The organism is Streptomyces sp., assembly GCF_035645055.1.
Lineage (GTDB): Bacteria > Actinomycetota > Actinomycetes > Streptomycetales > Streptomycetaceae > Streptomyces.
This window is the reverse complement of record NZ_DASQNH010000031.1, coordinates 201,869-222,388: the sequence shown is the minus strand read 5'-3', so window position 1 is coordinate 222,388 and position 20,520 is coordinate 201,869. Positions and strand designations below refer to the sequence as shown.

The window sequence follows — 20,520 nt, the reverse complement described above, 5'->3', positions numbered from 1 at the left end:
GGCTCCGGCTCCGGCCCAGCCCGCCGCCCCGGCGCCCGCCCCGGCTCCGGCCGCCCCGGTGGCCCCGGCCGCTCCGGCGCCCGCCGCCGCGCAGCCGACCGACGAGGGCGCCTACGTCACCCCGCTGGTGCGCAAGCTCGCCGCCGAGAACGGCGTCGACCTGGGCACCGTCAAGGGCACCGGCGTCGGCGGCCGGATCCGCAAGCAGGACGTCGTCGCCGCCGCCGAGGCCGCGAAGGCCGCCGCCGCTCCGGCTCCCGCCGCTGCCGCGCCGGCCGCCGCCCCGGCCAGGAAGGCGCCGGCCCTGGAGGCGTCCCCGCTGCGCGGTCAGACCATCAAGATGCCGCGGATCCGCAAGGTCATCGGCGACAACATGGTCAAGGCGCTGCACGAGCAGGCCCAGCTGTCGTCGGTCGTCGAGGTCGACGTCACCCGCCTGATGAAGCTGCGCGCCAAGGCGAAGGACTCCTTCGCGGCCCGTGAGGGCGTCAAGCTCTCCCCGATGCCGTTCTTCGTCAAGGCCGCCGCGCAGGCGCTGAAGGCCCACCCGGTCATCAACGCCAAGATCAACGAGGCCGAGGGGACCATCACCTACTTCGACACCGAGAACGTCGGTATCGCGGTGGACTCCGAGAAGGGCCTGATGACCCCGGTCATCAAGAACGCCGGTGACCTCAACATCGCCGGTATCGCCAAGGCCACGGCGGAGCTGGCCGGCAAGGTCCGCGCCAGCAAGATCACCCCGGACGAGCTGTCCGGCGCGACCTTCACCATCTCCAACACCGGTTCGCGCGGCGCGCTGTTCGACACGATCATCGTGCCGCCGGGCCAGGTCGCGATCCTCGGCATCGGTGCCACGGTCAAGCGTCCGGCCGTCATCGAGACGGAGGAGGGCACGGTCATCGGCGTCCGCGACATGACGTACCTGACCCTGTCCTACGACCACCGCCTGGTCGACGGCGCCGACGCCGCGCGTTACCTGACCGCGGTCAAGGGCATCCTGGAGGCCGGCGAGTTCGAGGTCGAGCTGGGCCTGTAACACGCCCTTTCGGTGCGCATCGGTGCCCTCGTCCGGAAACTCCGGGCGAGGGCACCCACCTTTCAGGGGCGCGGGGAACCGCGCGGACGGCCACCCACGGCCCGCGGCCGCCCGACCACGGAGACCCCCGCCCCCTAGGCGTGTAAGCCTCGTCTCACCTGCACCAAAGCGTCGCCGCACACCCCTCGCCCCCGGTGGACCGGGCTTATTGTCTAAGCGTCGACGCGCCCTAAGGAGCCCACATGACCGCGCCCGTCATCCACTCGCTGCGCGAACAGATCCGCGAGCACATCCTCGAAGGGATCATCAGCGGGCGCTGGCAGCCGGGCGAGCGGATCGTGGAGCGGCGCATCGCGACCGAGCTGGAGGTCAGCCAGACCCCCGTCCGGGAGGCGCTGCGCGAGCTGGAGTCGCTGCGCCTGATCGAGTCCGCGCCGAACAAGGGCGTACGGGTGCGCAATCTGACGGCCGCGGACCTGGAGGAGAGCTACCCGGTCCGGGCGGGCCTGGAGGCGATCGCGGCGGAGCTGGCGGCCGAGCGGCTGGCGGAGGACTGCTCGGCGCTGGAGCCGCACGTGGCCGCGCTGTACGACGCGGACCGGGCTGCGGACGGCACCGCGCAGGTGCGGCACACGGTGGGCTTCCACCGGGAGCTGGTGCGCGCGGCGGGCAACTCGGTGCTGCTGCACACCTGGGAAGGGCTGGGCATCGAGGTGTTCACCGCGCTGTCCATCCGCTGGCTGGGCACCGTCCAGCAGTCGTACGCGGAGGAGCACGAGGAGCTGGTGGCCGCGTTCCGCCGCCGTGACCCGCGGATCGCGGAGATCGTGAAGGCGCATGTCCTGGGGTGCGCGCCACGAGCGTGAGCCTGCGGGCGGGCACCCGGCGCCTGTCCTAGGGTGACCGGCATGTCCGGTACGCGGCCGTCGTGGAAGCGGTTCGAGGAGTCGCCGTTCCTGCCGGCGACGGTGCTCGTGCTGATCCTGAGCGCGGCGGCGGGCCTCTTCGCCTGGTCGTACACGTATGCGATGGCGAATCCGACGCCGCACTCCATCCCGGCGGCGGTGGTGGGGCCGTACGAGCACGCGCGGGGCCGGGTCTTCCTGGAGGACCTGGAGCGGGCTCTGAACGCGTCCGTGAAGGTGCGTGCCTACGACCGTCCGGCAGCCGCCCGCGCGGCCGTCGACGAGCAGGAGGTCTTCGGGATCTTCGAGGTGCGCGACGAGGGCCGGGCGGTCACCCTCGACGTCTCGGGCGCGTCCGGGGCGTCCGTGGCCGACGTGCTGTCGGAAGCGGCGCTGGAGGCCGGCGAGCGGACCGGGGTGTCGGTCACCGTCCGGGACGTCAAGCCGCTCCAGCCGGGTGATCCGCGCGGGCTCGCGGTCTTCTACATCTCGCTGGCCGCCGTGATCATCGGTTTCGTGGGCGCGATCCAGCTCAGCGTGCACGCGCGTGCGCTGAACCCGCTGGAGCGGATCGCCTTCACGGCGGCGTACGCGCTGCTGGGCGGGTTCGCGATCGCCGCGGCGGTGGACTGGCTGCTGGGCTCGGTGGATCTGCCGTTCCCGGAGTCGTGGCTGATCCTGGCGCTGACGATGTTCACCAGCGGCATGGTCTTCACGATGTTCAACACGCTCATCGGCCGCTGGGCGATGCTGCCGACCTGGGGCGTGATGGTGCTGGTGGGCAACCCCTCCTCGGGCGGGGCGGTGTCCTGGCCGCTGCTGCCCTCGGTGCTGGGCGCGGTCGGCCGCTGGCTGCCGCCGGGCGCCTCGGTGAACGCCCAGCACACGGCGGTGTACTTCCCCGGGCACCAGCACGCCCTGCCGTTCCTGGTACTGGCGGGCTGGTCGCTGCTGTCCTGCGGGGTGTTCCTGAACTGGTCGCACCGTCATCCCGGCGGGCGGGAGAAGGAAGCGGCGGGCGTGGAAGCCGGTGGCGCAGCGGGGTGACACCCGAGCAAACCTCCGCTCAGGCGCGTCCTCACCTGCGAAAACAAGGCAAAAACGCGTCACCCGGTGCCATCGCCGAAGGCACCGCGTGCCTACTTTCTCGGGATCGAGAGGTTTTCGCCGTCCACCCTTTGATCGATCATCGATCAGGGGGTTACAGTCGCCGACGGACTTCCACCGAAGTCTCCGCCCTGTCCTGCCAAAGACCTAGGGCACCCCCGAACCCTTACGCAGATGAGGGAACCCCCTTCGACTGAGGAAGGCGGCGACATGACCGACCCCAACGCCATCCAGCCGAGCGCGCTCGACCAGCTCCCTGACCGCGACCCCGAGGAGACCGCCGAATGGCAGGCCTCGCTGGACGCGGTCGCCAAGGCGGCCGGCCCGCACCGCGCCGCGTACCTGATGCGGCGCACGCTGGAGCGCGCCGAGGGCGCCGGCATCGCGCTGCCGAAGCTCCTCGAGACGGACTACGTCAACACCATCCCCACCGCCGCCGAGCCCGCCCTGCCGGGTGACGAGGCGATGGAGGCCCGGATCACCGCCTGGAACCGCTGGAACGCGGCGGCCATGGTGACCCGCGGCTCGAAGTACGGCGTCGGCGGCCACATCGCCACCTTCGCCTCCGCGGCCTGGCTGTACGAGACCGGCTTCAACCACTTCTTCAAGGGCAAGGAGGCCGACGGCTCGGGCGACCAGCTCTACATCCAGGGCCACGCCTCCCCCGGCATCTACGCCCGCGCCTTCCTCGACGGCCGGCTCAACGAGGACCACCTCGACAACTTCCGCCGTGAGTCCGGCGGCAACGGCCTGCCGTCCTACCCGCACCCGCGCCGCCTGCCCTGGCTGTGGGAGTTCCCCACCGTCTCCATGGGCCTCGGCCCGCTCTCCGCGATCTACCAGGCGCGGTTCAACCGCTACCTGACCAACCGCGGCATCAAGGACGTCTCCGACTCCCACGTGTGGGCCTTCCTCGGCGACGGCGAAATGGACGAGCCGGAGTCGACGGCGGCGCTCGCGCTCGCCGCGCGTGAGGAGCTGGACAACCTCACCTTCGTCATCAACTGCAACCTGCAGCGCCTCGACGGCCCGGTCCGCGCCAACTTCAAGATCGTGCAGGAGCTGGAGGCCCAGTTCCGCGGCGCCGGCTGGAACGTCATCAAGACGCTGTGGGGCTCCGCCTGGGACGAGCTGTTCCGGCTCGACACCACCGGCGCGCTGGTACGCCGGCTGCGCGAGGTACCGGACGCGCAGGTCCAGACGTACCAGACCCGCGACGCCGCCTACATCCGCCAGGACTTCTTCGGCAAGGACCCGGCGCTCGCCGAGATGGCGAAGCTGCTGAGCGACGACAAGATCCTGGAGATCTTCCACTTCTCCCGCGGCGGTCACGAGCCGCGCAAGGTGTACGCCGCGTACAAGGCCGCCGTCGAGCACAAGGGCGCCCCGACCGTGATCCTGGCCCAGACGGTCAAGGGCCACACCCTCGGTGAGGGCTTCGCGTCGAAGAACGCCAACCATCAGATGAAGAAGCTCTCGGTGGACGAGTTCAAGGCGATGCGCGACCTGCTCGACCTGCCGATCAAGGACAGCGACTTCGTCGACGGCGTCGTCCCCTACGGCCACCCGGGCGCCGACTCCCCCGAGGTCCGCTACCTCCAGGAGCGCCGCGCCGCCCTCGGCGGTCCGGCCCCGGCCCGCCGCGTGCACCCGCTGCCGGCGCTGCCCGCCCCGGCGGAGAAGGCGTTCACCTCCTTCGACAAGGGCTCCGGCTCCCAGAACGTCGCCACCACCATGGCCTTCGTCCGCCTGATCAAGGACCTGGTCCGCGACAAGGAGACCGGCAAGCGCTGGGTGCCGATCGTCCCCGACGAGGCCCGTACCTTCGGTATGGAGTCGCTCTTCCCGTCGCTCGGCATCTACTCGCCCAAGGGCCAGACGTACGAGCCGGTCGACCGCGACCAGCTGATGTACTACAAGGAGGCCGAGAACGGCCAGATCCTCAACGAGGGGATCACCGAGGCCGGCTCGATGGCCGACTTCATCGCCGCTTCGACGTCGTACGCGACGCACGGCGAGGCGATGATCCCGTTCTACATCTTCTACTCGATGTTCGGCTGGCAGCGCACCGCCGACCAGATGTGGCAGCTCGGCGACCAGCTCGGCCGCGGCTTCCTCGTCGGCGCCACCGCCGGCCGCACCACGCTGACCGGTGAGGGCCTCCAGCACGCCGACGGCCACTCCCCCGTCATCGCCGCGACCAACCCGGCCGCGCTCACCTACGACCCCGCGTTCGCCTACGAGGTCGCGGTGATCGTCCGTGAAGGTCTGCGCCGGATGTACGGAGAGGCCAAGCCGGGCGAGGACCAGGACGTCTTCTACTACCTGACGGTCTACAACGAGCCGCTGCCGCAGCCGGCCAAGCCGCAGGGCCTCGGCATCGACGAGGGCATCGTCAAGGGCCTGTACCGCTTCAACACGGCGGAGTCGGCGGGCGTCGAGGTGACGGCGGGTGCCCCGCGCATCCAGCTGCTGGGCTCCGGCACCGCGATCCACTGGGCCCTCGAAGCGCAGAAGCTGCTCGCCGGGGAGTGGGGCGTGGCCGCCGACGTGTGGTCCGCGACCTCCTGGTCGGAACTCCGCCGGGACGCGCTGGAGGCCGATGAGGCGCTGCTGCGCGGCGAGGAGCGGGTGCCGTTCGTCCGCCAGGCTCTCCAGGGCGCCGAGGGCCCGGTGCTGGCGGTCTCCGACTACATGCGCCAGGTCCCGGACCAGATCGCGCAGTGGGTCGAGCAGGACTGGTCCTCGCTGGGCGCCGACGGCTTCGGTCTGTCGGACACCCGTGAGGCCGCCCGCCGCCACTTCGGCGTCGACGCCCAGTCGATCGTCGTCGCGGCCCTGGCCCAGCTCGCCAAGCGCGGCGAGGTCAAGGCGACGGCCGTGAAGGAAGCGCGCGAGCGCTACGGCCTGTAGGGCTCCCGCTCTGCAGGAAGGCCCCCGCTCCTCGGCGGGGGCCTTCCTGCATCATGAGCTGCATGCGTGCTGCCCGGCTGATCAAGATGGTGCTGCTGCTCCAGTCCCGGCCCTCGATGACCGCCGCCGAGCTGGCGCGGGAGCTGGAGGTGTCGGAACGGACCGTGACCCGGGACGCCCAGGCGCTGTCCGAGGCCGGGGTCCCGGTCTACGCCGACCGGGGGCGGGCCGGGGGCTACCGGCTGATCGGCGGCTACCGCACCCGGCTGACCGGCCTGCACCGCAGCGAGGCCGAGGTGCTGTTCCTGTCCGGGGTGCCGGGGGCGCTGCGCGAGATGGGTCTGGAGGACGCCGCGTCGGCGGCCCGGCTGAAGGTGTCGGCGGCGCTGCTGCCGTCGCTGCGGGACGCCCCGCGCACGGCGGCCCAGCGGTTCCACCTGGACGCGCCGGGCTGGTTCAAGGAGCTGCGGACGCCCGAGCTGCTGCCGGCCGTGGCCGACGCGGTGTGGGACGACCGGCGGATCACCGCCCGCTACCGGCGCGGGGGCGGGGAGCGTGGGCGGGAGGTGGTCCGGGAGCTGGAGCCGTACGGGCTCGTGCTGAAGGCGGGCGTCTGGTACCTGTGCGCGCGGGTCGCCGACGCCGGTGCCTTCCGGACGTACCGCATCGACCGCTTCACGGCCGTCGAACCCGGCGCGGAGCGCTTCACCCGCGACGAGGAGTTCGACCTGCCCGCGTTCTGGCAGGAGCAGGCCGAACGGTTCGCGCGCTCGCTGCTGCGCGCGGAGGTCGTCGTACGGCTCACCCCGGACGGCGCGCGCAGGCTGCCGTACGCCGTCGACCCGCTCGCCGCCCGCGACGCACTGGCCGCGACGGACGAGCCGGACGCGGAAGGCCGGGTCACCGTCACCCTGCGCGTGGAGTCGGAGGAGGTCGCGCACACCCAGCTCACCGCGCTCGGCCCGGAGGCCGAGGTGCTCTCCCCGCCGTCGCTGCGCGAGCGGCTCGCCGCCGACGCGCGGCTGCTGGCGCAGCGGTACGGCGAGTAGGGCGCTCCGGGGTGCGTCCGTCCCGCGCAGGGCCGATGCTGGAGCGGTGATGGACGAGACGGAGTTCTGGGAGCTGATCGACTCCACCCGGGAGGCCGCGGAGGGCGACCCGGAGGAGCAGGCCGAGCTGCTCGTGGAGCGGCTGCTCCAGCTGGACCCGGAGGCCGTGCTCGACTTCGCCCGTCACTTCGAAGCCCGCTACAGCCGCGCCTACCGCTGGGATCTGTGGGGCGCCGCCTGGGTGCTGCTCGACGGGGCCAGCGACGACGCCTTCGACTTCTTCCGCTGCTGGCTGATCGGCCAGGGCCGCGAGGTGTTCGAGGGCGCCCTGCACGACCCGGACTCGCTGGCCGACCTGCTCGACGAGTTCGACGAGGAGATCGACGGCGACGGCGAGGAGCTGGGCTACGCGGCCGACGAGGCGTACGAGCAGCTGACCGGCACCGTCGCCCCGGACCTCGGCGTCCCGCCCGCCCCCGCCGAACCGGAGGGCGCCCCGCTCGACTTCGAGAACGAGACGCTGCTCGCCGAGCGCTATCCCCGGCTCTGGTACCGCTTCAGGGAGTGATCCGGTGCGGCGGTGCCGCGTCGGCCTCGTCGAGGGCGGCAGCGGTGGCCGCTGCCACCGCTGTCACCGCCGCCGGCCCTGATCCCCGCCTCCGGTCGAGCGCCCCGCGGACACGCTGTGCCGCGCCGGCGCATCGCGCGGGCGGTTCTGGAGGCGGGCCGCCAGGTCGCGGATCTCCGGGAGGCGGGCGGTGAGGGCGGCCCCGGGGCAGCTGGTCATGTAGCCGTCGCCGTGACCGGCGACGGCGGGCAGGCCGGCGCGGGTGCCGGCGGCGTACCGGCTGCCGCTGTGGCTGGAGACGAGGCGGACCCGGGCCCGCGGATCGGTGCCCGACGGCCCGAGCTTCCAGGCGGCCAGCGCGGCGATCGCGTCGGTCATCACGCGCGGCACCTCGACGCCGGCCGTGAAGGTGCCGATGGCGGCGATGCCCACGGTGCGGTGGTTGAACCCCTGGGTGTGGGCGCCGGTGACGGGGCGGTCCACCCCGCCCGCGCGGCCCTCGTAGATCACACCGCAGCGGTCCACGAGGAAGTTGTAGCCGATGTCGTCCCAGCGCCGGACGCCGGTCTGACCCGCGTGCAGATAACGGATGATGCGGGGCGTCTCGGCGCAGCTGTAGGCGTTGGGCGAGTCGGTGTGGTGCACGAAGACCGCGACGACCGTGTCGTCGTAGCGCGGGGGCGGCTGGCCCGGCGGGGTCTCCGCCAGCCATGCCGAGCGGGGCACGATGGGCGGCCGGGGCGCGGTGTGCGTGCCTGTCGCGCGGGCGGTCGCGGACCGGTGGTCGGCGTGCTCCTGGACGGCCTCCTCGACGCCGTGGGCGCACAGGGCCAGCGCGGCCGCGGCGGCGAGCCCGGGGAGCGCGCCCAGCACGGCCCGCGCCGGGCGGGGCAGGCGCGGGACGGGCCGGCGCGCCTTCCGTGTCCGGCCGGCTCTTCGGGCTCCTGTGAAGACACGCATGATCCCACTGTCCGCAGGATCCCCGCCGCCCGCGATGTGTGCTGTGCCACCCGGCGGAACCATCGTCCCGGTGCGCGACGTTCTCCCGGGTAGCCGCCCGTGTGGCCGGTTCGACGGCGGCGCTCCGGGCACGGTTGATCACTGGGCCCGTCCCCCGCGTACAGGGGGCCGAGAGAAAGGCGGCTCGGTGGACCTCCTCGACATCCTTCTGCTGCTCGCGGTCCTGCTCTACGCCGGCTCCGGCTACCGGCGCGGGCTGGTGGCCGGCTGTGTCTCGCTGGCCGGGTTCGTGGGCGGCGCGGCGATCGGCGTGTGGGTGCTGCCGTGGGTGATGGACCTGGTGGCCCGGGGCAGTACGGCGGCCACGGTCACCGCGGTGCTCACGGTGCTGGTCCCGGCCGCGGCGGGCCACGAACTTGCGGGCCGGCTGGCGCTGCGGCTGCGCCGTGAGCTGGACCGGGGGCCGCTGCGGGTGGCCGACGGCCTCGGCGGGGCGGTGGCGAACGCGGCGGCCGTGCTGATCGTGGCGTGGGTGGCGGCGAGCGTCCTCGCGGCGTCCTCGTCCGCCCTGCTGTCGTCGGCGATCCGCGACTCGCGGGTGCTGGGCGCGGTGCAGGAGGCGATGCCGGACACCACGCCCGCCTGGTTCTCGCGGGCCACCTCGGCGCTCACCGAGGCGGGTTTCCCGCAGGTCTTCAACCCGTTCGAGAACGAGTCGACGGCCGAGGTGGCGCGGCCCTCCGGGGACAGCGTCACGGTGGCCGCCACGACCGCCGCCCAGCGCAGCACGGTGAAGGTGGAGGGCGTCGCGGGCACCCAGGGCCGCGAGGGCAGCGGGTTCGTGTACGCGGCGGAGCGGGTGATGACCAACGCGCACGTGGTGGCGGGCATCGACGAGCCGACCGTGCGGGTCGGCGGGATCGGCCCGGCGTACGAGGCGACGGTGGTCCTCTTCGATCCGGAGAAGGACGTCGCCGTGCTCCGGGTGCCCGGGCTGCGCGCGCCCGTGCTGCGGTTCGAGGACGACGCGGAGCGCGGCGACGCGGCGGTGGTCGCCGGATATCCGCAGGACGGCGGCCTGGACGTGCAGGCGGCGACGGTCGCGAACCGGGTCCGGGCGACGGGCCGGGACATCTACAGCGACGAGACGGTCACCCGCGAGATCTACGCGATCCGCTCCACGGTCCGCCCCGGCAACTCCGGCGGCCCGCTGCTGACCACCGAGGGCCGGGTGTACGGGGTGGTGTTCGCCCGGTCCACCTCCGACGCGGAGACGGGGTACGTGCTCACGGCCGCCGAGGTCGCCGACGACGCCGAGCGGGCGGCGCGGGCGACGGCACGGGTGGACACGGGCGAGCTGATCACCTCGTAGCGCTGCGCGGGGGCGGGGTGCCCGGGGGCGGGGTGCCCGGGGGCACCGTCAGACCAGCTTCTGCCCCATCATCACGTCGTCGACGTACGTGCCGTCCAGGAAGAACTCCTCCGGCTGCACGCCCTCGACGACGAAGCCCTCCGACTCGTAGAGCGCCCGGGCGCGGGTGTTGTGTCCCAGCACGCGCAGGGTGATCCGGCGGAAGCCACCGGCGCGCGCCTCCTCGACGGCCGCGCGCACCAGGGCCCGTCCGACGCCCCGGCCGCGGGCCTCCTCGGCGACGCCGAGGCCGCGGACGTGCCGGACGTGGGAATTGGAGGGCACCGGAGTGGGAAAGCCCAGGCGGATGTAGCCGACGACGCGGCCGTCGAGTTCGGCGACCAGGTGGTCGGCGGGGCCGGCGGTGTCGCGGAAGAAGGGCTCGTCCGGCGCGGGCGGACCGGTGACCGCGTGCACCCACGACCAGATGGCGTGGTCGAGGCGGCGCAGCTGCTCCTCGTCGTCGGGGCGGCCGGGACGTATGGACGGTTCAGGCATGCCGGTCACCCTACGGCGGGAACGGCCGCGTCTCACACGGGTTTCCACGGGCGCCGGGGGCAGGATGTGGCCATGCAGCGTTCGAGGATCGCGGTGGCCGGCGCGTCCGGTCTCATCGGCGGCGCCCTGGTGCGTTCCCTGGTCGCGGACGGACACGACGTGGTGCGGCTGGTACGCCGTATGCCCCGGTCCGCCGACGAGGCGCACTGGGATCCGGGGCGGGGGCAGGTGGATCCGGCGGTGCTCGCCGGGTGCGACGCCGTGGTGAACCTGGCGGGGGCGGGGATCGGCGACCGCCGCTGGACGGTGGCGTACAAGGCGCGCATCCGGGCCAGCCGGGTGGACGGCACGGCGGCCCTGGCCCGGGCGCTGGCCGCGCTGGACCGGCCGCCGCGGGTCTTCCTGAACGGCAGCGCCATCGGCATCTACGGCGACACCGGCGACCGCCCCGTGGACGAGGACTCCCCGCCGGGTTCGGGCTTCCTGCCGGAACTGTGCGTGGAGTGGGAGCGGGCCGCGGCACCGGCCGAGGAGGCGGGCGTCCGCACGGCGTTCGCCCGCACCGGGCTGGTGGTGTCCCGCCGGGGCGGCGCCTGGGGCCGGCTGTTCCCGCTGTTCAAGGCCGGGCTCGGCGGCCCGCTGGGCGGCGGCCGGCAGTACTGGTCGTACATCGCGCTGCACGACGAGGTCGCCGCCCTGCGCCACCTCCTGGACCGCGAGGACCTGTCCGGGCCGTTCAACCTGACCGCCCCGGAGCCCCTGACGAACCGTGAGATCACGGCGGCGATGGGCCGGGTGCTGCACCGGCCGGCGGTGATCGCGGTGCCCGCGCCGGCGCTGCGGGCGGTGCTGGGCGAACTGGCCGGGGATGTGCTGGGCAGCCAGCGGGTGCTGCCGAAGCGGCTGCTGGAGTCCGGGTTCCGGTTCGCGTTCCCCGGCATCGAGGAGGCGATCCGGGCGGCGCTGTGAACCGCCCGGCGAAACAGGGCGGCCCGGCCGTATGCGACCGCTGTGCGACCGTGCCCTGCCGGTGCGCGACTGACCCCGACCGGCTCACGCTGCCTAACCTCGACGCGAACCCGGGCATCCCGGAAGCCGGTTGGGGGCATCACGTCTCCACCGGCCGCTCAACGTCGAGGAGGGGCACGTGCTTGAGCGCGCGTTTCAGGCGGACGTCGTCGTGGTGGGAGCCGGGGTCGCCGGTCTCTCCGCGGCGCTTCGGCTGGCCCATGCAGGAGTGACGACCACGGTCCTGGAGGCCGGCCCGTGTGTGGGCGGGCGGATGTCGACGGAGAAGGTCGACGGCTTCCGCCTCGACCGGGTCGGACAGCTGCTGTTCACGTCGTATCCGGAACTACGGCTGACGCCGGGGCTGGACGCGCTCGCGCTGCGTCTGTTCGCCCCAGGCGTCCTGCTGCACAGCGACGGCCGCCGGCACCGGGCGGGCGCCCCGGTGCACGGGCGGAGCGCGAGGGGCGCACTCAGTGCGGTGCGCGCCCTTGCGAGCGCCCCCCGGGCCACACCGGGCCGCTGCCGAGGCGGCACCGCTGCCGTGCCCCCGCCCCGGAACCGGTCCGCCGCCCCCGTGGGCGGCGCCGTCGACCAGGCCCGGCTGGGCAGCGCGCTCGCCCGGATCGCGGGCACGCCCCTGGAACGCCTGCTGACCCGCCCGGAGCTGCCGGCCGGACAGGCGCTGGCCGGCCGGGGACTGCCCTCCCGCACCGTCGACGGCTTCCTGCGGCCCCTGCTCGCCGCACTGCTGTGCGATCCGGAGCTGACCACCTCCAGCCGGTGCGCGGACCTCGCGCTGCGGGCGTTCGCCGCCGGGCGGATGGCCCTGCCGGAGGGCGGGGCGGAGGTGCTGCCGGAGCTGCTGGCACGGGGGCTGCCGCCGGGGAGCGTGCACACCGGGGTGCGGGTCACCTCCGTCTCCACGACCTCGGTGACCACCGCCGAGCACGGCGAGTTCCGCTGCCGGGCGGTGCTGCTCGCCACCGACGCGGGCACCGCCGCCGGACTGCTGCCGGGCCTGCGGGTGCCCGGCTTCCATCCGGTGACCGTCGTCCACCACACCACCGACGAGCCGCCGGGCACCGGCGCCTCCCTGCTGCTGGACTCCGACCGGGGCGGGCCGGTGGCGCACACGGCCGTGGTCAGCGCGGTGGACCCGAGCCGCGCGCCGGCCGGCCGGGCACTGATCTCCTCGACGGTGCTGGGCCCCCCGGCGTCCGACATCGACGCCGCCGTACGCACGCACCTGTCCCGGCTGTACGGCACCTCGACGTCCCGCTGGGAGACGCTGGCCGTCCACCACACCCCGGAGGCGGTGCCCGCCATGCGGCCCCCGCACGACCTGCGCCGCCCGGTACGCCTCCTGGCCGGTCTCTACGTCTGCGGCGACCACCGCGACATCAGCACCGTCCAGGGCGCCCTCCACTCGGGCCACCGCGCCTCGGCCGCCATCCTGGCCGACCTGGGCACGACGGGCTCGATGCACAAGGCGGACCCGGCACCAACAGCCCGGGCGGCCTGAGCGCGCACCGCCGGAACCCACGGCGCTACCCGTACGCAGCCACCTTGTCCCGATACGACCGCACAGGAGCCGCGTCCTTGTACGGCTCCAGCCGACGCTCGAAGTCCCGCACGTACTCCACCGCCCGCACCGACCGCATCTCCGCCGCCTGCCCCGCCGCCTCCGCGGCCAGCGCGCACGCCTGGTCGAGTTCGCCGAGACCGAGGCGGGCGGTGGCGAGCACGACCCGGCAGAACAGCCGGCTGCGGGCGTACGCGGGGGCGCGCAGTTGCAGCGAGCGCTCCGCGTGCTGGGCGGCGGCCCGGAACTGCTGGAGGTCGCGGTGGCAGTGACCGAACTCGTCGGCGAGCTGTGCCTCGTCGAAGAAGCGGGCCCAGTGCGGCACCTCGTCGCCGGGCCGGGCGGCCTCCAGGGCACGCTCGGCGCGGACGAGTGAGGCGGTGCAGGCCCGCACCTCGCCGAGCACGCCGTGCCCGCGCGCCTCCGCCGCGTGCAGCAGCGCCTGCACGACCGGCGGCGCCGAGCCGCCCACGCCCTGCTGGGCCACCCGCGCCAGCTGGACGGCCTCCCGCCCGTGCCCGAGGTAGACGGCCTGGCGGCTCATGGTGATCAGCACGTACGAGCCGTACGCCCGGTCACCGGCCGCCTGGGAGAGCCGCAGCGCCTGCACGAAGTACCGCTGGGCGAGACCGTGCGCGGCGATGTCGTACGAGGTCCAGCCCGCGAGCCGGGTGAGGTCCGCGGCGGCGGCGAACAGCCGGCGGCCGGTCTGCTCGCCGTAGGTGCCGCGCAGCATCGGCTCGCACTCGTGCTCCAGGTAGCGCACGAGGGCCTGGCGGGCGTGGCCGCCGCCGTAGGCGTCGTCGAGGGTGCGGAAGAGCTCGCCGACCGAGCGGAGCGCGGCGATGTCGCCGCCGGTGACCTTGTGGCCGGGGCCGCGGTCGACGGCGCGCTGCCGGGGCACCACCGGGCGGCCCTGGGCGGGCACCCGCGCGGGCTCGGCGCCGCGGGCGACCTTCTCGTCGGCGCGGCCGATCAGCCAGTCCCGGCTGGGCACCACGAGTCCGGCCGGAGTGAACGCGATCTTGCGCAGTTCGGCGTGGCTGCCGGAGTCCTTGCGCCACAGGCCGCTGACGATGTCGACGGCCTCCTCGGGGCAGGCGGCGAACTCCAGGCCCGCGTAGACGGGGGCGCAGGCGTCCAGGCCCAGGTCCTGGGCGGTGAGCCGGCGGCCGAGGCGGCGGGTGAAGACCTCGGCGATGAGGGCGGGAGTGGTGCCCCGGGGCTGCTGACCGCGCAGCCAGCGGGTGACGGATGTCTTGTCGTATCTGAGATCGAGCCCGTGCTCCAGGCCGAGCTGGTCCACTCGACGGGCGAGACCTGCGTTGGAGAACCCCGCTTCTGCGATGAGTGCGGCGAGCTGACGGTTGGGGGTGCGCTGCGCGGGTCGTTCCGTCATCTGCGGTGCGATCTCCTGCCTGACGGGCTTCTGAAATGCCCGGACTGCCGGTGAGCAGCCCATATGGCCTAGTGAACGGCGCGAATGTAGCGGAGAGTAAACACCCGATCGCACACTTCGACGCTCATTCATCCGATCGTGTGAGGATTGCCCCCGAGGCTGACGTGCGGCCGGCGGTCGTACAGTGACGTAGGCGCGTTTCACGCCTTACGACCTTCGAGGAGGGGCTCGCCGTGAGTGAATTGCGGTTCGTCCGTATGGGATTCGGTGCCGAGGCCGTCGACTACCAGGAGGCCTGGGACGAGCAGCGCCGGGTGCACGCGGCGCGCTTCGAGGACCGGATCCCGGACACCGTGCTGCTGCTGGAGCACCCCCCGGTCTACACGGCCGGCCGGCGCACCGAGCCCGGCGAGCGCCCCCTCGACGGCACCCCCGTCATCGACGTGGACCGCGGCGGCAAGATCACCTGGCACGGCCCGGGCCAGCTCGTCGGCTACCCGATCCAGAAGCTGCCGCGCCCCGTCGACGTGGTCGCGCACGTCCGCCGCCTGGAGGAGGCGCTGATCCGCACCTGCGCCGAGTTCGGTCTGGAGACCACCCGGGTCGAGGGGCGCAGCGGGGTGTGGGTGCTCGGTGACCCGGTCGAACAGCGCCCGGCGCTCGGCGGGCTCTCCCTGGACTTCGACCCGCGGCTCACCGACGACGAGTTCGACCCCCGGCTCAACGGCCCGGAGTACGCCCCGTCCAACGCGGGTCAGCGCCGCGAGGACCGCAAGATCGCGGCGATCGGCATCCGGGTCGCCAAGGGCGTCACCATGCACGGCTTCGCGCTCAACGTGAACCCGGACAACGCCTGGTTCGACCGGATCATCCCGTGCGGCATCCGCGACGCCGGGGTCACCTCGCTCGCGAACGAGCTGGGCCGGGACGTCACGATCGACGAGGTGCTGCCGGTCGTCGAGCGGCACCTGCGGGAGATCCTGGAGAACGCGGACCTCAAGCCACGGCTGATCGAGAAGACACCGGCCTGATCCACGACAGGCCCCGGGAATGGGCCCCGCGCTGTGCGGGTTGGCCCGGTCGGAGGGCCATCAAATCCACGGGCGTACCCTTGAGGGCGCCGAAGAATCAACGCTAGGGAGCCGGTCGTGTCCGCAGTCGCACCCGACGGACGCAAGATGCTGCGCCTGGAGGTCAGGAACAGCCAGACCCCCATCGAGCGCAAGCCCGAGTGGATCAAGACCCGGGCGAAAATGGGTCCCGAGTACACCAAGATGCAGAACCTCGTGAAGAGCGAGGGCCTGCACACGGTCTGCCAGGAAGCCGGCTGCCCCAACATCTACGAGTGCTGGGAGGACCGTGAGGCCACGTTCCTCATCGGCGGCGACCAGTGCACCCGGCGCTGCGACTTCTGCCAGATCGACACCGGCAAGCCCGAGGCCCTGGACCGTGACGAGCCCCGCCGGGTCGGCGAGTCCGTGGTCACCATGGACCTGAACTACGCCACCATCACCGGCGTCGCCCGCGACGACCTGGAGGACGGCGGCGCCTGGCTGTACGCGGAGACCGTGCGCCAGATCCACGCGCAGACGGCGCAGCGCGAGGGCGGCCGGACCAAGGTCGAGCTGCTGGCCCCCGACTTCAACGCCGTTCCGGAGCTGCTGCGGGAGGTCTTCGACTCCCGCCCCGAGGTCTTCGCGCACAACGTCGAGACGGTCCCGCGGATCTTCAAGCGGATCCGCCCCGGCTTCCGCTACGAGCGCTCCCTGCGGGTGATCACCGAGGCCCGCGACTTCGGCCTGGTCACCAAGTCGAACCTGATCCTCGGCATGGGTGAGACCCGCGAGGAGGTCAGCGAGGCGCTGAAGCAGCTGCACGAGGCCGGCTGCGAGCTGATCACCATCACCCAGTACCTGCGCCCGTCCGTGCGCCACCACCCGGTGGAGCGCTGGGTGAAGCCGCAGGAGTTCGTGGAGCTGAAGGAGGAGGCCGAGCAGATCGGCTTCTCCGGTGTGATGTCGGGCCCGCTGGTCCGCTCCTCGTACCGCGCCGGGCGCCTGTACCAGATGGCGGTCGAGAAGCGCGGGACGTACATCGCCGCCCAGGCTGTGTGAATTCGGGCACAAGGTATTACCGGCCAGTAGAAGCCGGTTCGTCGCGGCCCCGACCGTCCTCCCAGCTGAGGACCCCGGTCGGGGCCGCGCCGTCGTCCGGGGGACGCCAACTCCTCGGCCAACTGGGCGCATCGGGCCTTCATGTCTGTTTGACCGGCCGGTCACGCCCTGGTAACACCAAACAGTGACCCTGGTTTCACACCCCGTGAACCCACGCACTGACCCCTAGGGGGATCCACCATGCAGGCCGCGCCTGTCCGCGCCACCGCGCTTCCCTCCGTCACCGACGCACTGCGTGCGGTCGAGTCCCTGCTCATGAGCGGCGGTCAGCGCACCGCCCGGCGCAACGCCTGGACCTCCGTCCTGGAGGACCGCCAACGCGCCAAGGCCCGCGTCGAGGCCGAGCGCGTCCTGGAGCAGGCGCACACCGTCCGCGCCTGAAACCGCCCGCGTCCGACACCGCCGCGCCCGACACCGCCACGTCCGACACCGCCGCGCCAGACACCGCCACGTTCGGCCCTCGCCGTCGCCGGCCCCGCCCGCGACGGCCGCCGGGGCACTGCCGTCGAAGGCGCTCCCGGAGCCACGTAGACTTCGTGGCATGGCGAGGAAGGACACGGCAGCCGAGGCTGCGAACCCCGGGCGACTGAAGCAGATCGCCCTGACCTACAAGATGACCCGCAAGGCCGACAAGAAGATCGGCCTTGTGCTCGCGGCTGTCGGAATCGTCACCTTCGGTGTCTTCCTCGCGATCGGTTTCTTGATCGGTCACCCCATCTATCTCGGCATCCTGGGCCTCCTGCTCGCCTTCCTCGCGACGGCGATCGTGTTCGGGCGCCGGGCCGAGCGGGCCGCCTTCGGGCAGATGGAGGGCCAGCCGGGCGCCGCCGCGGCCGTGCTGGACAACATCGGCCGGGGCTGGACCACCACCCCCGCGGTGGCGATGAACCGCAGCCAGGACGTGGTCCACCGGGCCGTCGGCAAGGCCGGCATCGTGCTGGTCGCCGAGGGCAACCCGAACCGGGTCAAGAGCCTGCTGGCCGCCGAGAAGAAGCGGATGAACCGCATCGTCGCGGACGTCCCCGTGCACGACCTGATCGTCGGCACCGGCGACGGCCAGGTCGAGCTGAAGAAGCTGCGCACCACCATGCTGAAGCTGCCCCGGGTGCTGACCGGCCCGCAGGTCACCGCCACCAACGACCGGCTGCGCGCGCTGGGCGACCTGATGAGCAACATGCCGCTGCCGAAGGGGCCCATGCCCAAGGGCATGCGCCTGCCGAAGGGCGGCGGACCGAAGGCCCGCTGACCCGCAGCGAGCCGATCCCCCTCGTACGAGAAAGGGGGCGCCCGGAAATCTCCGGGCGCCCCCTTCGTCGTACCCGACGTGTCCCTCCGCCGTACCCGGCCGCCGTACCCGGCGCTCTCAGATCCGCACTTCCACCGTGCGGGCCAGCCGGTCGTGCAGGCCGCGGCCGTCGCGGTCCCAGATCAGGGCCGGCACGGCGAGGCAGAGCAGGACCGTGCGGGCCAGGGCGCGGCCCGGGTGGACGGTGCCGGTGTCCAGGGCGACGACGCGCAGGCCCAGCAGCCGCTTGCCCGGAGTGAAGCCGACGGTGCCGACGGTGAGCAGGCTCATCAGGAAGTAGACCAGCAGGGCCCAGTTGCCCGTCGCCTGGCCGTAGCCGTCCGTGATGAGACCGTATGCGATCAACAGGCACAGGCCCCAGTCCACGGCCAGCGCGCCGAGCCGCCGTCCCGGGCGGGCCAGGGAACCCGGGCCGTCCTCCGGCAGACCGAGCTGCTCGCCCCGGTATCCGAAGTCGGCACCGGCGTCCTCCATGGCCGCGCGCGGCCCGGAAAGCCATGATCCGATTGCTTGCCTCTTGTCCACCCGTACACGGTACTGCGCCCGTATATGACCGAAGGACGGCGGGGTGTTTCCGGCCGGTATGCGGACTAGGGTGGAAGCCGAGCCGGTTAACTTCGGCGAAACAAATGGGTCACGCCAGAGAAATCACGCCTCCCTAGGGTCGAGGGCAGCGTGTGCCACCGCACTGGCCGCACGAACGATCTACCACCCCGGCGGGATGGTCGGGAGTAGGAGGAGCTGGATGTTCCAGAACGCCGACGAGGCCAAGAAGTTCATCGCGGAAGAGGACGTCAAGTTCGTCGACGTCCGATTCTGTGACCTGCCGGGCGTCATGCAGCACTTCACGATTCCCGCTGCGGCGTTCGACCCGGACGAGGAGCTGGCCTTCGACGGGTCCTCGATCCGCGGCTTCCAGGCCATCCACGAGTCCGACATGGCGCTCCGCGCCGACCTCTCCACCGCACGGGTGGACCCGTTCCGCCGGGACAAGACGGTCAACATCAACTTCTTCATCCACGACCCGATCACGGGCGAGCAGTACTCCCGTGACCCGCGGAACGTGGCGAAGAAGGCCGAGGCCTACCTCGCCTCCACCGGTATCGCCGACACCGCCTTCTTCGGCCCCGAGGCCGAGTTCTACGTCTTCGACAGCGTGCGCTTCAAGACGTCCGAGAACGAGTCCTTCTACCACATCGACTCCGAGGCGGGCGCCTGGAACACCGGCGCGATCGAGGACAACCGGGGCTACAAGGTCCGCTACAAGGGCGGCTACTTCCCGGCCCCGCCGGTCGACCACTTCGCCGACCTGCGCGCCGAGATCTCCCTGGAGCTGGAGCGGGCCGGCCTGCAGGTCGAGCGCCAGCACCACGAGGTGGGCACCGCCGGCCAGGCCGAGATCAACTACAAGTTCAACACGCTGCTCGCCGCCGCCGACGACCTCCAGCTCTTCAAGTACATCGTGAAGAACGTCGCCTGGCGCAACGGCAAGACCGCGACCTTCATGCCGAAGCCGATCTTCGGTGACAACGGCTCGGGCATGCACGTCCACCAGTCGCTGTGGAGCAACGGCGAGCCGCTGTTCTACGACGAGCAGGGCTACGCGGGCCTGTCCGACACCGCCCGCTACTACATCGGCGGCATCCTCAAGCACGCCCCGTCGCTGCTGGCCTTCACCAACCCGACGGTGAACTCGTACCACCGCCTGGTCCCCGGCTTCGAGGCCCCGGTGAACCTGGTGTACTCGCAGCGCAACCGCTCCGCCGCGATGCGCATCCCGATCACCGGTTCGAACCCGAAGGCCAAGCGCGTCGAGTTCCGCGCGCCCGACTCCTCCGGCAACCCGTACCTCGCCTTCTCGGCGCTGCTCCTCGCGGGCCTGGACGGCATCAAGCACAAGATCGAGCCGGCCGAGCCGATCGACAAGGACCTCTACGAGCTGGCTCCCGAGGAGCACGCGGGCGTCCCGCAGGTCCCGACCTCCCTCGGCGCGGTCCTGGACCGCCTGGAGGCCGACCACGAGTTCCTGCTCCAGGGCGACGTGTTCACCCCGGACCTGATCGAGACGTGGATCGACTACAAGCGCGCGAACGAGATCGCGCCGCTGCAGCTGCGTCCGCACCCGCACGAGTTCGAGCTGTACTTCGACGTGTGATCGACCCGATCCGGTCGTTCCCCGGTCGTTCCGGCGCCCCCGTCCCTGAGTCGCGTTCCTCAGGGCGGGGGCGCCGCCGTATGGTTTTCCTGTACAGCTGTTCGAGACACGGCAGGGACCGACGGGGAGACGGGGAATGTCCGAACGGGACGATCAAGAGCGGGAGTTCGACCTCCGGTGGGCGGAGAGCGCCGAGCACAAGGAGCCCTCGGCCCGGGCCCGCATGCTCGCCGCGCGCTGGAAGCACAACCCGCCCGGGCCGGTGCCGTTCCGGGCCGATCCGGAGCACGTGACGCGGCGGCGGTCGTCCTGGGTGTCGACCGCGGTGGTCCTGGGGTGTGTTGCCGCGGTGATCGTGCTGCTGGGGTACATCAACTTCCGGGCGCCCTACTGACGCGCCGGGCACCTCCCCGGGCCGGGCAGGCCCTGGCAGGGGAGGTGCC

The 20,520-nt window shown here is 72.6% G+C and carries 20 protein-coding genes; 15 read left to right on the top strand and 5 right to left on the bottom strand.

Annotated elements, in window-relative coordinates:
* The 6 genes from sucB to VE614_RS10680 all read left to right on the top strand — a co-directional run.
* On the top strand, window positions 1–1,039 hold a 1,039-nt coding region (gene sucB / locus VE614_RS10705), incomplete at its 5' end, for a 2-oxoglutarate dehydrogenase, E2 component, dihydrolipoamide succinyltransferase (RefSeq protein WP_324935090.1).
* Window positions 1,040–1,281: 242 nt separating this feature from the next.
* Window positions 1,282–1,905 (top strand): GntR family transcriptional regulator, encoded by a 624-nt coding sequence (locus VE614_RS10700; protein ID WP_043500230.1) that lies wholly within the window; start codon window positions 1,282–1,284, stop codon window positions 1,903–1,905.
* Between the two features lie 42 nt (window positions 1,906–1,947).
* Complete coding sequence (locus VE614_RS10695; protein ID WP_324935088.1) at window positions 1,948–2,991, top strand: ABC transporter permease; 1,044 nt, start codon at window positions 1,948–1,950, stop codon at window positions 2,989–2,991.
* 270 nt (window positions 2,992–3,261) lie between these two features.
* Entirely contained in the window at window positions 3,262–5,964 is a 2,703-nt protein-coding gene (gene aceE, locus VE614_RS10690; protein WP_324935086.1) for a pyruvate dehydrogenase (acetyl-transferring), homodimeric type, read from the top strand.
* Window positions 5,965–6,026: 62 nt separating this feature from the next.
* On the top strand, window positions 6,027–7,013 hold the full coding sequence (locus VE614_RS10685) for a helix-turn-helix transcriptional regulator (protein WP_324935084.1): 987 nt from the start codon (window positions 6,027–6,029) through the stop codon (window positions 7,011–7,013).
* Window positions 7,014–7,062: 49 nt separating this feature from the next.
* Window positions 7,063–7,581, top strand: a complete 519-nt coding sequence (locus VE614_RS10680) for a DUF4240 domain-containing protein (RefSeq protein ID WP_324935082.1) — start codon at window positions 7,063–7,065, stop codon at window positions 7,579–7,581.
* A gap of 63 nt (window positions 7,582–7,644) precedes the next feature.
* Here the strand turns inward: VE614_RS10680 and VE614_RS10675 are convergent, their stop codons facing one another.
* Window positions 7,645–8,541, bottom strand: coding sequence for a peptidoglycan recognition protein (locus VE614_RS10675; RefSeq protein WP_324935080.1), 897 nt, complete (start codon window positions 8,539–8,541; stop codon window positions 7,645–7,647).
* Window positions 8,542–8,728: 187 nt separating this feature from the next.
* On the opposite strand from VE614_RS10675, the gene VE614_RS10670 reads away from it, so the two are divergent.
* Window positions 8,729–9,913 carry a MarP family serine protease gene (locus VE614_RS10670; RefSeq protein ID WP_324935078.1) on the top strand — a complete coding sequence of 395 codons (1,185 nt, stop codon included), beginning with the start codon at window positions 8,729–8,731 and terminating at the stop codon, window positions 9,911–9,913.
* Window positions 9,914–9,961: 48 nt separating this feature from the next.
* Here VE614_RS10670 and VE614_RS10665 read toward each other — a convergent pair whose 3' ends face one another.
* Window positions 9,962–10,450: a GNAT family N-acetyltransferase gene (locus VE614_RS10665; protein WP_324935076.1), complete on the bottom strand. Its 489-nt coding sequence runs from the start codon at window positions 10,448–10,450 to the stop codon at window positions 9,962–9,964.
* 72 nt (window positions 10,451–10,522) lie between these two features.
* Between VE614_RS10665 and VE614_RS10660 the strand changes: the two genes are divergently transcribed.
* Window positions 10,523–11,419, top strand: a complete 897-nt coding sequence (locus tag VE614_RS10660) for a TIGR01777 family oxidoreductase (protein ID WP_324935074.1) — start codon at window positions 10,523–10,525, stop codon at window positions 11,417–11,419.
* Window positions 11,420–11,558: 139 nt separating this feature from the next.
* On the opposite strand, the gene VE614_RS10655 is transcribed toward VE614_RS10660, so the two are convergent.
* Window positions 11,559–11,681, bottom strand: a complete 123-nt coding sequence (locus VE614_RS10655) for a hypothetical protein (RefSeq protein ID WP_324935108.1) — start codon at window positions 11,679–11,681, stop codon at window positions 11,559–11,561.
* Between VE614_RS10655 and VE614_RS10650 the strand changes: the two genes are divergently transcribed.
* Window positions 11,631–12,983: an NAD(P)/FAD-dependent oxidoreductase gene (locus tag VE614_RS10650; RefSeq protein ID WP_324935106.1), complete on the top strand. Its 1,353-nt coding sequence runs from the start codon at window positions 11,631–11,633 to the stop codon at window positions 12,981–12,983. The two genes, VE614_RS10655 and VE614_RS10650, sit on opposite strands and share 51 nt — an antisense overlap.
* A gap of 25 nt (window positions 12,984–13,008) precedes the next feature.
* Here VE614_RS10650 and VE614_RS10645 read toward each other — a convergent pair whose 3' ends face one another.
* Entirely contained in the window at window positions 13,009–14,442 is a 1,434-nt protein-coding gene (locus VE614_RS10645; RefSeq protein ID WP_324935072.1) for a regulator, read from the bottom strand.
* Window positions 14,443–14,675: 233 nt separating this feature from the next.
* Between VE614_RS10645 and lipB the strand changes: the two genes are divergently transcribed.
* From lipB to VE614_RS10625, 4 genes are all read left to right on the top strand, one after another.
* Window positions 14,676–15,473, top strand: a complete 798-nt coding sequence (gene lipB, locus VE614_RS10640; RefSeq protein ID WP_324935070.1) for a lipoyl(octanoyl) transferase LipB — start codon at window positions 14,676–14,678, stop codon at window positions 15,471–15,473.
* Window positions 15,474–15,590: 117 nt separating this feature from the next.
* Window positions 15,591–16,556: a lipoyl synthase gene (lipA, locus tag VE614_RS10635; protein WP_324935068.1), complete on the top strand. Its 966-nt coding sequence runs from the start codon at window positions 15,591–15,593 to the stop codon at window positions 16,554–16,556.
* Window positions 16,557–16,796: 240 nt separating this feature from the next.
* Entirely contained in the window at window positions 16,797–16,997 is a 201-nt protein-coding gene (locus VE614_RS10630) for a hypothetical protein (RefSeq protein ID WP_324935066.1), read from the top strand.
* A gap of 160 nt (window positions 16,998–17,157) precedes the next feature.
* On the top strand, window positions 17,158–17,862 hold the full coding sequence (locus VE614_RS10625) for a DUF4191 domain-containing protein (RefSeq protein ID WP_324935064.1): 705 nt from the start codon (window positions 17,158–17,160) through the stop codon (window positions 17,860–17,862).
* A gap of 117 nt (window positions 17,863–17,979) precedes the next feature.
* On the opposite strand, the gene VE614_RS10620 is transcribed toward VE614_RS10625, so the two are convergent.
* Window positions 17,980–18,447 (bottom strand): RDD family protein, encoded by a 468-nt coding sequence (locus tag VE614_RS10620; RefSeq protein WP_324935062.1) that lies wholly within the window; start codon window positions 18,445–18,447, stop codon window positions 17,980–17,982.
* 220 nt (window positions 18,448–18,667) lie between these two features.
* On the opposite strand from VE614_RS10620, the gene glnA reads away from it, so the two are divergent.
* Window positions 18,668–20,077, top strand: a complete 1,410-nt coding sequence (gene glnA, locus VE614_RS10615; RefSeq protein WP_324935060.1) for a type I glutamate--ammonia ligase — start codon at window positions 18,668–18,670, stop codon at window positions 20,075–20,077.
* A 136-nt stretch (window positions 20,078–20,213) separates the two neighbouring features.
* Window positions 20,214–20,471: a hypothetical protein gene (locus VE614_RS10610; RefSeq protein ID WP_324935058.1), complete on the top strand. Its 258-nt coding sequence runs from the start codon at window positions 20,214–20,216 to the stop codon at window positions 20,469–20,471.
* Window positions 20,472–20,520 lie beyond the last annotated feature (49 nt).